Source organism: Mycobacterium sp. NTMscope_Eco_3, assembly GCF_976985685.1.
Genome location: NZ_CDRJYZ010000001.1, coordinates 5,053,529 through 5,065,792 on the forward strand (window position 1 = coordinate 5,053,529; position 12,264 = coordinate 5,065,792).

10 protein-coding genes are annotated in these 12,264 nt (G+C 69.3%); 4 read left to right on the top strand and 6 right to left on the bottom strand.

Going from position 1 to position 12,264, the window contains the following annotated elements; translation table 11 throughout:
* Nucleotides 1-10: 10 nt before the first annotated feature.
* Nucleotides 11-1,027, bottom strand: coding sequence for a MaoC family dehydratase (locus tag AC0KTM_RS23465; RefSeq protein WP_472416823.1), 1,017 nt, complete (start codon nucleotides 1,025-1,027; stop codon nucleotides 11-13).
* A gap of 132 nt (nucleotides 1,028-1,159) precedes the next feature.
* On the opposite strand from AC0KTM_RS23465, the gene AC0KTM_RS23470 reads away from it, so the two are divergent.
* Together AC0KTM_RS23470 and AC0KTM_RS23475 are read left to right on the top strand one after the other, a co-directional pair.
* Nucleotides 1,160-2,305: an acyl-CoA dehydrogenase family protein gene (locus AC0KTM_RS23470; protein WP_225330343.1), complete on the top strand. Its 1,146-nt coding sequence runs from the start codon at nucleotides 1,160-1,162 to the stop codon at nucleotides 2,303-2,305.
* Between the two features lie 83 nt (nucleotides 2,306-2,388).
* The gene (locus AC0KTM_RS23475; RefSeq protein ID WP_472416825.1) at nucleotides 2,389-2,880 is read left to right on the top strand and encodes a CD225/dispanin family protein; all 492 of its coding nucleotides are present in this window, start codon (nucleotides 2,389-2,391) and stop codon (nucleotides 2,878-2,880) included.
* A 25-nt stretch (nucleotides 2,881-2,905) separates the two neighbouring features.
* On the opposite strand, the gene AC0KTM_RS23480 is transcribed toward AC0KTM_RS23475, so the two are convergent.
* A complete protein-coding gene (locus AC0KTM_RS23480; protein WP_238957102.1) occupies nucleotides 2,906-3,847 on the bottom strand; it encodes an enoyl-CoA hydratase/isomerase family protein in 942 nt (313 codons plus the stop codon).
* Between the two features lie 3 nt (nucleotides 3,848-3,850).
* The gene (fadD4, locus tag AC0KTM_RS23485; RefSeq protein ID WP_238957103.1) at nucleotides 3,851-5,380 is read right to left on the bottom strand and encodes a fatty-acid--CoA ligase FadD4; all 1,530 of its coding nucleotides are present in this window, start codon (nucleotides 5,378-5,380) and stop codon (nucleotides 3,851-3,853) included.
* 188 nt (nucleotides 5,381-5,568) lie between these two features.
* Between fadD4 and AC0KTM_RS23490 the strand changes: the two genes are divergently transcribed.
* A complete protein-coding gene (locus AC0KTM_RS23490; protein WP_225330347.1) occupies nucleotides 5,569-6,654 on the top strand; it encodes a GGDEF domain-containing protein in 1,086 nt (361 codons plus the stop codon).
* On the opposite strand, the gene AC0KTM_RS23495 is transcribed toward AC0KTM_RS23490, so the two are convergent.
* From AC0KTM_RS23495 to AC0KTM_RS23505, 3 genes are all read right to left on the bottom strand, one after another.
* Nucleotides 6,655-8,481, bottom strand: coding sequence for a phosphoenolpyruvate carboxykinase (GTP) (locus AC0KTM_RS23495; RefSeq protein WP_472416827.1), 1,827 nt, complete (start codon nucleotides 8,479-8,481; stop codon nucleotides 6,655-6,657).
* A 139-nt stretch (nucleotides 8,482-8,620) separates the two neighbouring features.
* On the bottom strand, nucleotides 8,621-10,186 hold the full coding sequence (locus tag AC0KTM_RS23500) for a hypothetical protein (protein WP_472417543.1): 1,566 nt from the start codon (nucleotides 10,184-10,186) through the stop codon (nucleotides 8,621-8,623).
* The gene (locus AC0KTM_RS23505) at nucleotides 10,180-11,280 is read right to left on the bottom strand and encodes a hypothetical protein (RefSeq protein ID WP_472416829.1); all 1,101 of its coding nucleotides are present in this window, start codon (nucleotides 11,278-11,280) and stop codon (nucleotides 10,180-10,182) included. The genes AC0KTM_RS23500 and AC0KTM_RS23505 overlap by 7 nt, the downstream gene beginning before the upstream one ends.
* A gap of 193 nt (nucleotides 11,281-11,473) precedes the next feature.
* On the opposite strand from AC0KTM_RS23505, the gene trmB reads away from it, so the two are divergent.
* Entirely contained in the window at nucleotides 11,474-12,256 is a 783-nt protein-coding gene (gene trmB / locus AC0KTM_RS23510) for a tRNA (guanosine(46)-N7)-methyltransferase TrmB (RefSeq protein ID WP_225330353.1), read from the top strand.
* The last annotated feature ends 8 nt before the right edge of the window (nucleotides 12,257-12,264 follow it).

Sequence of the window (12,264 nt, forward strand, 5' to 3'; positions counted from 1 at the left end):
CGCATCGTCGTTAGAACTGCAGCGCGCGGAACCGCCAGTCCAGCACCGGCCGGTCCGGGCCCTCCTCCGCCTCGCCAACCGCATACACCAGCGACCGCAGCCCGAGCACTCCCCCGTGCTCGGTCGGTTCGGCAAATTCGATGTGCAGCTCGCTGTAGAGCGTGTCACCCTCGTGCACGGGGCCGGTGTGATCGCACGACTGCCAGCCCAGCACGGTGACCAGGTTGGGCAGCAGCCTGCAGGCCTGCGCGAGCGCCAGCCCGATGGTATGCCCGCCGTACACCAGCCGGCGTCCGCCGACCCGCGAATCATGGTGGGTCGCAGCGATATTGAGGGTGAGCCGGGCGAGTTCGGGGGCGCCGGTGACGACGTCGGCGGTGCTGTGCAGCACCGAGCCCGCCTGGTCGGGGTCGAAGTGCGGCCCGGGCACCTTGGTGCGGAAAACCGCGGCGTCCCACTGGGCGGTCGGATCGTGGGCCGGGGCGGGCACGTCGGCGCCGATGGTGGACAGGTCGTCGTGCGGTGCGTTGTCGGGATCGAAATCCGGACTGGCGGGCAGCATGCCGCAGCGGTAGAAGTCGAGCACCAACTGGTCGGCCTGGTCGATCGTGATCATCCGCAGCGCCGCCAAGCCCGTTGGGGCGCGGCCCGGCTTGGGTGAATTGGCCCGCAGCCCAACCACTTCGGTGCGGGTATAGAGGGAATCGCCGATGACCGGGAACCGGTGAAACACCAGGCCGCGATAGAACAGGTTGGCCTTGACCCGCTGCGTCGCCAGCGTCGACTGGCCGATCGCCACGTCGCACACCAGCGCCGGGTGCGCCAGCGGCGCGGGCAGCCCCGTCACGGCCCCACACAGATCGGCGTCGAGCGCCAGGCGCAGCCGGTCCCCGACGATCGCCTGGTGCGCGCCCGCCAAGCCGGACGACAGCGTCATCGACGGCGCCCAGTCGAACACCTGCCCCACCGAGAGGTCGTCGAAGTACGGTCCACCCTCGCGAATCCGCGCATACCCGTCACTAGTCACAACGCCACATGCTGGCAGGCTGTGGAATCGAGGGTCAATCCGGATCAGGCCCCAACGTCGACTTGTGGTGCCGATTCTTGAGGTTTTGCCGACCAAGTCGACGTTCGGCGCGAATCGTTGAGGTGCTGACAGGTGAATGACGAAGAGGACATGCTGGTCGCTACGGTGCGGGCGTTCATCGACCGCGAGGTCAAGCCGAGCGTGCGCGAGGCCGAACACGCCAATGCCTATCCCGAGGCGTGGATCGAGCAGATGAAGCGGATCGGCATCTACGGGCTGGCCGTGCCCGAGGAGTACGGCGGTTCGCCGGTGTCGATGCCGTGCTACGTGCGGGTCACCGAGGAATTGGCGCGTGGCTGGATGAGCCTGGCCGGCGCGATGGGCGGGCACACCGTGGTCGCCAAGCTGTTGACGCTGTTCGGCACCGAGGAGCAGAAGCGGTCCTACCTGCCGCGGATGGCCAGCGGGGAGGTGCGCGCCACGATGGCGTTGACCGAGCCGGGCGGCGGCTCGGACCTGCAGAACATGGCGACCACCGCGCGCAGCGACGGTGCCGGCGCTCTGGTGATCAACGGGTCCAAGACCTGGATCAGCAACGCCCGCCGCTCCGGGCTGATCGCGCTGTTGTGCAAGACCGACCCGAACGCCACGCCGCGCCACACCGGCATCTCGATCGTGCTCGTCGAGCACGGGCCGGGCCTGACGGTGTCGCGGGATCTGCCCAAGCTGGGCTACAAGGGCGTGGAGTCCTGCGAGCTGTCCTTCGACGATTTCCGGGTGCCGCAAACGGCGATACTGGGTGGCGTTGCGGGCGAAGGCTTTTCACAGATGATGAAGGGGCTCGAAACGGGGCGCATCCAGGTGGCCGCCCGCGCCCTGGGCGTGGCCACGGCCGCGCTCGAGGATGCGCTGGCCTACGCCCAGCAGCGGGAAAGCTTCGGGCGGCCGATCTGGCAGCACCAGTCGGTGGGCAATTACCTGGCCGACATGGCGACCAAACTCACCGCGGCGCGCCAGCTCACCCGTTACGCCGCCGAGCGCTACGACAGCGGTGAACGCTGCGACATGGAAGCCGGGATGGCGAAACTGTTCGCGTCCGAGGTGGCGATGGAGATCGCGCTGAACGCGGTGCGAATCCACGGCGGCTACGGCTATTCCACCGAATACGACGTGGAACGCTACTTCCGGGACGCGCCGCTGATGATCGTCGGCGAAGGCACCAACGAGATCCAACGCAATGTGATCGCCCGGCAACTGGTGACGCGGGGCGGGATCTGACCCGGGCTCGTCAATCGCGCGGCCGCAGAATGACGTTTGGGAGTATATTTGCCTGACTTCGAACCAAGGGAAAGGCAGCCGCCATGAGTTATCCTCCCGCGCCGCCCGGCGGTTCGCCAGAATGGCCGGGTCAACAACCGGAATGGCAAGGCCAGCAACCGGAATGGCAAGGCCAGCAACCGGAATGGCAGGGCCAGCCGCCGGGGTATCCGCCGCAGCAGCCGCCGGCGTGGCCGGGCCAGCCGCCCGCGGGATGGCCGGCGCCGCAGCCGGGCTGGCAGGGCCAGCCGGAACCCGAGAACTATCTGGTCTGGGCGATCCTGTGCACGGTGCTGTGCTGTTTGCCGTTGGGGATCGTCTCGATTGTGTACTCCAACAAGGTCTCCGGGCTGTGGGCGCAGGGCCGCTACGCCGAGGCGCAGGAGGCCGCCAACAACGCCAAGAAGTGGGCCATCATCGGCGCCATCGTGGGCGTCGTCGCCGCGGTGATCTTCGTGCTCATCTACGTCGTCGCCGGGGTGCTTGTCGTCTCCCACCTGCCCTCGACGACCACGACCACGTATTCGGGCTTCTGACGTCAAACGGGGGGCGTCGAGGTTGCTAGGTCTCGTCCACCAACCCCCAGGCCAGCGCGGTCTCGGCGTCGACGGTGTGGCCGGACAGCACGAGATACGCTGTGCGCCAACGCCCGATCCGGCGGGTGACGCTGACGGTGCCGCCGGCGCCGGGGATCAGCCCGAGCGCCAATTCGGGTAGCCCGAACACCGCGTCGCCGCGGGCGGTGACCCACCCGCAGAACGCGGCCATCTCCAGCCCGCTGCCCATCACCCGGCCGTGCACCTCGGCCCGGCACGCCCGGCCCAGCCGCGCGGTCAGCGCGTCGAGCGCCAGGGCGGGGCTGTGCCGGGTGCGGGCCAGGTGGGCGCTCGCCGGATCGGCGAAGGTGCCGAATTCGGCGAGGTCTCCACCGCTGCAGAACGATGGACCGTTGCCGCTCAACACGATGCCGGTCACCGAGGGATCCAGCTGCGCGACAGCCAGCGCCTCCAACAGCGCGGCGCGCGCATCCGTGGAGAACGCGTTGTGGCGTTGCGGCCGATTGAAGGCGATGCGCACGATGTCGCCGTCGCGGTGCGCCCGCACCGGGTCGGCGATGTCGGGCATGCGGACCGGGCCGCGGTCCTGCAGCCACCGCGCGAACTCCGGGCCGGACTGCAGCGTCGAATACCCCAGCGACTCGGTCACCACCCCGGCCAGCGTCGGGCCGCCGGGGTCCACCGCGCGCAACACGTCGTCACAGATCCCGCTGGCGTGCGGCCATCGCTCGCAGCGTTCGGTCAGCTCACCCAGCGCATCGGGCACGGAATCGACGGTGACGACCCGGCGGTCGGCGCAGGCGTCCTCGGTCAGCGTGAAAGTCGCTGCGTCAAGCCAGGTTCCGGACCGCGCGATGTCGGCCGCCGAGCCGGCGGCGACGATCACGCCGGGCGGCGAGCCCGGGCCGCCCTCCGGCGCGTTCGACAGGTCGACCACCCGCAGCATCGGTTACACCGAGTACTTCTCGATCAGCCCGTTCTTGTAAAGCTTGCCGGTGTCGGTGCGCGGCAGCTGCGCTTCGAAGGCGATCGATCGCGGACATTTGTAGTGCGCCAGGCGATCCCGCAGCCAGTCGAGCAGCTCATCGCCGAACGCGTCGGTGGCATCCGCTGGGTCGACGGTCTGCACGACCGCCATGACGCGCTGGCCCATCTCGTCGTCGGGAACACCGAACACCGCCGCGTCCATCACCTTGGGGTGGGTGACCAGAAGGTTCTCGGCTTCTTGCGGGTAGATGTTCACCCCGCCGGAGATGATCATGTGGTGGCGCCGGTCGGTCAGGTACAGGTAGCCCTCGTCGTCGAGATAGCCGATGTCGCCGACGGTGGCCCAGCCGTGCTTGGAGCGCGACGACGCGGTTTTCGTTGGGTCGTTGAGGTATTCGAACGAATACCCACCCTCGAAGTAGATCTCGCCGGCCTGGCCGGGCGGCAGCTCGTTGCCGTTCTCGTCGAGGATGTGCACCGCACCACCCATGGGCTTGCCGACCGAACCCGGGTGCGCCAGCCAATCCTCGGCGGTGATCAGCGTGGACCCGTGCGCCTCCGAGGAGGCGTAGTACTCGTCGATGATCGGCCCCCACCAGTCGATCATCTGCTTCTTGATCTCCACCGGGCACGGCGCCGCCGCGTGCATCACCCGCTGCAGGCTGCCCAGGTCGTACGAATGACGAACGTTCTCAGGCAGTTTCAGCATCCGGGTGAACATCGCCGGCACAAACTGGCCGTGGGTGACCCGGTGGCGCTGGATGGCATCCAGGCAGCCTTGCGCGTCGAACTTCTCCATCACCACGGTGGTGATGCCGCCCGCCTGCGCGCTCATCGACCACACCGAGGGCGCCGTGTGGTACAGCGGCGCGGGGCTGAGGTAGACCGAATCGGGCGTCATCCAGAAACCGACCAGCGCCGACATCATGCCGGGCGCCTCGGCCGGGGGGACGTGCGGCAACTCGCGCTTGATGCCCTTGGGCCGGCCGGTGGTTCCCGACGAGTACTGCAGCAGGTCGCCCTCGATTTCGTCGTCGATCGGGGTATCAGGTTGGCCGGCAACGCATTCCGGGTAACACTCCCAGCCCGGCAGGCCATCGTCTTCGTTCTCGGCGGCGATCAGCAACAGTTCCGGCAGCCCGCGCGGCAGGTGCTCGGCGAGGCCGGCGCAGGTCTCGCGCAGCGCGGCCGAGCCGATGATCGCCTTGGCGGCGCTGTTGTCGACGATGTAGGCGGCCTCCGCCGCGGTCAGGTGGGTGTTGATGGGCACGTAGTACAAACCGCTGCGGCGAGCGGCCCACATCACCGCGTGGATGTGCTCGTTGTTCTCCATCAGGATGGCGACCGTGTCACCCTCGCGCAGACCCGCCTGGCGGAACCGGTGCGCCAGGCGATTGGCGCGGGCCTCGAGGTCATCGAAGGTGATGACCGTCCCGGACGGGTACAGGATGACAGCAGGTTTGTCGGCGCCGAGATACGGGCGGATCTGCATGCGCAGACTGTACCGCCGCCAAACTTGACGGGTGTTAAGTGGTGGGTGGGCCCGGGACTTTCTGCGTCAATCCCGGCGCGCGGCGCGCGTCGACAGCCATAATGCAGTCAAGTAGACCGCCGTGGGCCCTGGTACCCGACCTTGGTGAGCAACGCGGCGGGATGCGCCACTGTCGCACGGAGGTGCGCATGACCGCCGGGCAAGAATCGGAGCCTGCCGCATCCACTTTCGCCGTTTCCGACTATGTCGACGGCATGGAGCGGCTCGTGCACGCCATTCAGGAGCTGTCGCTGGCGCGTAGCCTGCCCGACCTGCAGCGCATCGTCCGCTCCTCGGCGCGCGAGCTCACCGGCTGCGACGGCGCGACGTTCGTGCTCCGCGACAACGACAGCTGCTATTACGCCGACGAGGACGCGATCGCCCCGCTGTGGAAGGGCAGCCGCTTCCCCATCAGGTCCTGCATCAGCGGCTGGGCGATGCTCAACCGCGACGCGGCCGTGATCCCCGACATCTACGGCGACCCGCGCATCCCGCACGCCCTGTACCGCCCCACCTTCGTCAAGAGCCTGGTCATGGTGCCGATCCGCAAGCTCGAACCGATCGGCGCGATCGGCAACTACTGGGCCAACCCGCATCACCCGTCCGACCAAGAGGTCCACCTGCTGCAGGCTTTGGCGGATTCGACGTCGATCGCGATGGAGAACGTGCAGGTCTACTCCGAGCTGGAACGGCGGGTGCGCGACCGCACCGCCGCGCTCGAGGACGCCAACGAGGAGATCCGCCGGCTGTCGGTCACCGACGAGCTGACCGGGTTGAACAATCGACGCGGCTTCTACCTACTGGCCGAGCAGAAACTTCGCGGGTCGCACCACCTCGGCCACAACTGCGTGCTCGCGTTCCTCGACGTCGACGGGCTCAAGAAAGTCAACGACGAGCTCGGCCACGACACGGGCGACCGCCTCATCAAGGATGTCGCCCGGGTGCTGCGCACCATCCGGCGCGAGTCCGACATCCTCGCCCGCATCGGCGGCGACGAATTCTGTGTGATGGTCACCGAAAGCGCCGGCGACACCCCGTCGCTCGAAGAGCGGCTCGCGCTCGCGTTCGAGAATTTCAACGCGACCATCGACCGGCCCTACCGTCTCTCGGCCAGCATCGGCTTCGTGCGGGCGCCGGTTTCCGACGGCGCGAACGTGGGCGAACTGCTCGCCCGCGCCGACAAGCTGATGTACGCGCAGAAGAAGGCCAGCCCCAATTCGCGGCTGGCGGGCTGATCAGCCCGCTTCGGACAGCCGCTGCTTGAGCGCCTCGAACTCGTCGCGGACGCCGGTCGGCAGCTTCTCGCCGACGAACTCGAACCACTCCTCGATCTGCGGCAGTTCCTCGCGCCACTCGGCGGCGTTGACCGCCAGCGCCTGGGCCACCTCGTCGCTGCTGGCGTCGAGCCCGTCCAGGTCGAGGTCCTCGGCCTTCGGCACGATGCCGATCGGGGTGTCCTGGCCGCCGGCCTTGTGCTCGATGCGGTCGACGATCCACTTGAGCACCCGGCTGTTCTCGCCGAAGCCCGGCCACAGGAAGCCGCCGTCCTCGCCGCGACGGAACCAGTTGACGAAGAACACCTTCGGCATCTTGGACTCGTCGGCGTTCTTGCCCAGGTCGAGCCAGTGCTGGAAGTAGTCACCGACGTGGTACCCCAGGAACGGCAGCATGGCCATCGGGTCGCGGCGGACGGTGCCCACCTTGCCCTCGGCGGCGGCGGTCTGCTCGCTACCCATGGTGGCGCCCATGAACACGCCGTGCTGCCAGTCGCGCGCCTGCGTCACCAGCGGGACGGTCGTCTTGCGGCGGGCGCCGAACAGGATGCCCGAGATCGGCACGCCCTGCGGGTCGTCCCACTCCGGCGCCAGGATCGGGCACTGCGACATCGGCGTGCAGTAGCGCGAGTTCGGGTGGGCGGCCTTCTCGTCGGAGTCGGGCGTCCAGTCGCGGCCCTTCCAGTCGATCAGGTGCTGCGGGTCGCCCTCCAGGCCCTCCCACCACACGTCGTTGTCGTCGGTGAGCGCGACGTTGGTGAAGACGGTGTTGCCGGCCTCGATGGTGCGCATGGCGTTGGGGTTGGACTTCCAGTTGGTGCCCGGCGCGACGCCGAAGAAACCGAACTCGGGGTTGACCGCGTACAGCCGGCCGTCCTTGCCGAACCGCATCCAGGCGATGTCGTCGCCGAGCGTCTCGGCGCGCCAGCCCGGGATGGTCGGCTGCAGCATCGCCAGGTTGGTCTTGCCGCACGCCGACGGGAACGCCGCGGCGAAGTAGTACGCCTTGTTCTCCGGGGAGATGAGCTTGAGGATCAGCATGTGCTCGGCGAGCCAGCCCTCGTCGTGGGCCATGGCCGAGGCGATCCGCAGCGAGTAGCACTTCTTGCCCAGCAGGGCGTTACCGCCGTAGCCCGAGCCGTAGCTCATGATCTCGCGGGTCTCCGGGAAGTGGGTGATGTACTTGGTGTCGTTGCACGGCCACGGCACGTCCTGTTGGCCCTCGTCCAGGGGCGCCCCCACCGAGTGCAGCGCCTTGACGAAGAACCCGTCGTCGCCCATCTTCTCCAGCGCGGCCTTGCCCATCCGGGTCATCACCTTCATCGAGATGACGACGTACTCGGAGTCGGTGATCTCCACACCCAGCTTCGGGTCGTCGGCGCCCAGCGGACCCATGCAGAACGGCACCACCCACATGGTCCGGCCACGCATGCAGCCCCGGTACAGGTCGGTCATGATGGACCGCATCTCGGACGGGTCCATCCAGTTGTTGGTCGGCCCGGCACCGCTCTCCTGCTCGGTGCAGATGAATGTCCGCGACTCCACCCGCGCCACGTCGGACGGGTCGGACAGCGCCAGGTAGGAGTTGGGGTGCTTCTTCTCGTTGAGCTTCTTCAGGGTGCCGGCCTCGACCAGTTGCCCGGCCAGCCGGTTGAACTCCTCGTCGGAGCCGTCGGCGAACACCACCCGGTCGGGCTGGGTGAGCTCGGCAACCTCCTGCACCCATGACAGCAGGCCCTGGTGATTCGTGGGTGCTATGTCCAAACCGGGAATGGTCGCTGAGGTCATCGAACTCTCCTGGATTCGTTGCGTATCGGGCTCGTGTTGCTCGGTATGCCGTCGCCCACATAATTAAGGACTTGGTGGCGTTAACTACAGGTTATCGTGAGGAACTTGTCGGGGAAGTCTCGGGCAGGTATAAGCCTTCTCACAACAACGATTCAGAAGCTCCCGACGGGTTGCCATCTTCGCTCCTCGAAGCGGGTTTTTCGGTTTCGTCACCACCGGCATCTTCGGCAGGACTTTCAGCCGGTTGTATACCCGGTTCTCCGAGTTCTGCACGCACCGCCCGCAGCGCCGCGGCGACCGCCGGCATCTCCCGATCCCGCGCGGCCGCAGCCCGCGCGGCGGCCAGCGCGTGCTCGCGCAGTTCGGTGTCGATGACGCCGACGGCGGCCGACGCCTGCGCGTTCTCGGCCTCGTCGTGGGCCAGCAACGCTTTGCTCAGCACCGACTCGGCGACCAGCACGCGGGTGGCGACCAGTTCCTCGACCACCGACCGCAGCGACGACGTCGCGTCGCCCGCCCAGCGGTCCAGCAGCGCCCGGTCGTGCAGCAGCCCGCGCAGGTTGATCACCAGAAAGGTGAGCCCCACCGAGATCGCCACGCACGCCACGGCCGCGACGACGGCGAGCCCGGGGTTGAGCCGCGAGACCACGCCGCTCATCAGCCGGCTCAGCGTGAGCGCCACCCCCAGCCCGAAGCCGACGCCCAGCAGGATCATCAGCCAGGTTTCCTGCCGCCGCGACTTCAGCGGCGGCGCCGAGACGTCCACCTGCGGGAGCTTCTCGACCGACGGCAGGTCCATCGGCACACCCACCACCTGCGCGACGTCGGCCAACTGCGCGTCCGTGCCGTCGTTGACCTCGGCCACCACCTCGTCGAGGCGGGCGCGCGTGTGCGCCTCGAACCCGGACATGTCGCCCCGCGACAATCCCGCCGCGTGCTCCTGCAGCTCGGTGCGCGCCGTCGCGCACTGGTTACGCGCGGAGTGCGACAGCTGCACCCGAGCCTGCTGGATCTGACCGCGCAGCGTGATGGTGCGTTCGCTCTTCGCCTGCCGCCGCTGCTGCAACGCCGTGCTGCGTTCTTCGCGCAGCGCCTCGACCCGCGCGCGGCGACCCGATCCCTCGACGTCGCGGTCGAACCGCCGCTTGACCGTTTGTAGGCGAGATTCCCACGCCCGCAACCTGTTTCGCCGGGCGAGGTCGGGGTCATCGAGTTGCGCCGCGACGGCGTCGACGAGGTCGTCGACGTCAGGCTCACCGACGTCGGGCAGGGCCGCCGCGCCCACCCACGGCACCCGGCCGAAGCGCGGCGCGTGCGCGGCCAGCGCGTCGCGGTTGGCGGCGACGACCTCACGCCAGTTGCGATGCACGTCGATCTTGGACACCACCCCGACCACCGCGTCGGTGTGCTCGGTCGCGGCGTCGAGCAGTGCGCAGTCGGAGGCCGTCAGGTGGGCCGCCGCGGACACGACGAACACCACCGTCACCGGGACCTCGCCGGGTCCCAGGTCCGTCGACTCCACGAACTTGTGCTGCGGAAGGCGCCCTTGCAGCGCCGTGGCCACCGCGCTCACCCCGGCCATCCACGGGCCGGTCACCAGCACCACGTCACAACGCTGAACGGCCGGCGGATCCAGATCCGGCGCCGCCGCGGCCACCAACGCGTCCACCCCTGCGACGGGATCGTTGCCCTCGCCGCTCACCAGGATTCCCCCGGCAGTGACGCGCAGGCCTGCGACCACAGCCGCAGCGATCCGCGGGCGATGTCCGCGCCGCAGGCGCGGTGCAGCTCGCTCGCCGAGGCGCGGCTGTAGCGCTGCCACCGCACGGCGCGCGGCAGGTGCGCGGACGGGTCGCGGTCCACGCCGGCCGACTCGGGGCCGCCCGGATCCAGCCCGGCCGCCTCGGCCAGGTCCACCGCGGCCGCCATCCGGGCGACCACCGTGTCGTCGCGGGACAGGAACCCGCCGATCTGCTCGCCGAGCTCGCCCCCGCCGGCGGCCAGCGCCTCCAATTCCGCGACGGCCCCGAGCACCCGCTGGTAGCGCACCTCGGCGCCGAGCGCCCCGACCTTGGCCAGGACGGCGTCGACGCCGCTCATCCGGCGCAGCAGGGCGCGGACCTGCGCCCGGGACCTGCCCTGGCGCAGCGCGGCCACCGCCAGCGCGGTGCCGAACATCTCGAGGGTGTCCAGCAGGCGCTGACGCACGCCGGTGAGCACCGGGCCGTCCGCCGCCAGGAAGTCGGCGAACGAACCGTCCAGGCACGCGGCGGCCCCGGGGTGCGTGGCAAGCGCGTGTAGCGCCGCCCACAGCGGGTTGTCCTCGGCGTCGTCCAGCGCGTCGAGCGCGTCCCCGAGCAGGCCGATCATCGGCTCCATGGGCACGCCGATCAGCGCCGACAGGTCGGCGCACCGCGCCCGGGCGGCCGCGATCGGCCCGTCACCGCGCCGGCCCGACAGATCGGCCTTGTTCAGCACCGCCACCACCGGGTGCCCGGCGGCCGCGATGGCATGGGCGTCTTCGGGCTTGACCACCTCCGCGACCACATAGACGACCACGTCGGCGCCGCGGTCGGGCGCCGCCGCGCTCACCTGGAGGTCCGTCGCGATCCCCGACGCGCCTCCCGCCCGGTCCAGCGCGCGGGCCACCGTGCGGCGGCCGACCCCCCGGCGGCCGCGGACCACCACGCGCAGGGGTGCGGCGGTTCGCCGGGCGATCGCCGTCACCCGCGGGTCGACGAGCCCGTCGGCAAACCGCGCCAGCTCCTCGACGAAAATCTGGTGTCCTTGTCCCCTCATATCCCGCCTGTTCGGTCCGAATGACCCGATCGCCCCGTCGGCGTCGCCGCTACCGCGTGCAGCGCCGGCGCCGGGCGGCCCCACCGAATGGTGGCATCCACGTCGCCAAGAAGCGAGCCACCGTTAATCAGTTACCAGTTGAAGGCAACTGTTGGGTATCAATCCGGACCAGGGGCGGCTACATCCAAGGTTTATAGGCCACCATGGACAAATGCATGCGCAGCGCGGGGTGGCGATGTCTGCCGACACGCCGATCGGGGAATCGGCCCGCCCCGACCAGCGCTACCTCCCCGCGACGGCGTTCCGGTCGCGACGGTCCGCCCTGTCCGACGCCCAGCGCCAGACGTGGGAGCGGCGCTGGCCCGAACTCGGCCTGTCGGTGGGCGCCCCCGCGGACGGAACCGGCGGCGAAGAGCCGCCGCTGGACACCCGCTCGTGGTTCGGACGCCAGGCGCCCCTGGTGCTCGAAATCGGTTGCGGCAGCGGCACATCGACGCTGGCGATGGCCAAGGACGAGCCCGGCGTCGATGTGGTCGCGGTGGAGATCTACCGGCGGGGGCTGGCGCAGTTGCTGTGCGCGATCGACCGCGACGCGGTGACCAACATCCGGCTGATCCGCGGCAACGCGCTCGACGTGCTGCAGCGGCTCATCACCCCGGCGTCGCTGACCGGGGTGCGCGTCTTCTTCCCCGATCCGTGGCCCAAGGCGCGGCACCACAAGCGCCGGTTCCTGCAGCCCGGCACGATTGGCTTGATAGCCGACCGGCTACTCCCTGGTGGTGTCCTGCACGTTGCGACGGACCACGCCGGCTATGCCGAACACATCGCCGAAGTCGGCGCGGGCGAGTCCCGGCTGCGCCGGGCCGACCCCGACAGCCGGCTGCCGATCTCGACCGTTCGCCCGACCACCAAGTACGAGACGAAAGCCCAAGAAGCGGGCAGCGCCGTCACCGAGTTCGTTTGGCTTAGACGATGAATAGGCGA

Coding starts and splice junctions, on each gene's coding strand:
- AC0KTM_RS23475 (WP_472416825.1), top strand. CDS start 2,389: ATGAGTTATCCTCCCGCGCCGCCCGGCGGTTCGCCAGAATGGCCGGGT.
- AC0KTM_RS23480 (WP_238957102.1), bottom strand. CDS start 3,847: ATGCTGCGGGTGGTCGACCTGTCGAACGCGCCGGAGGGCGGCCCGGGC.
- fadD4 (WP_238957103.1), bottom strand. CDS start 5,380: ATGCAGATCCGCCCGTATCTCGGCGCCGACAAACCTGCTGTCATCCTG.
- AC0KTM_RS23490 (WP_225330347.1), top strand. CDS start 5,569: ATGACCGCCGGGCAAGAATCGGAGCCTGCCGCATCCACTTTCGCCGTT.
- AC0KTM_RS23495 (WP_472416827.1), bottom strand. CDS start 8,481: ATGACCTCAGCGACCATTCCCGGTTTGGACATAGCACCCACGAATCAC.
- AC0KTM_RS23505 (WP_472416829.1), bottom strand. CDS start 11,280: ATGAGGGGACAAGGACACCAGATTTTCGTCGAGGAGCTGGCGCGGTTT.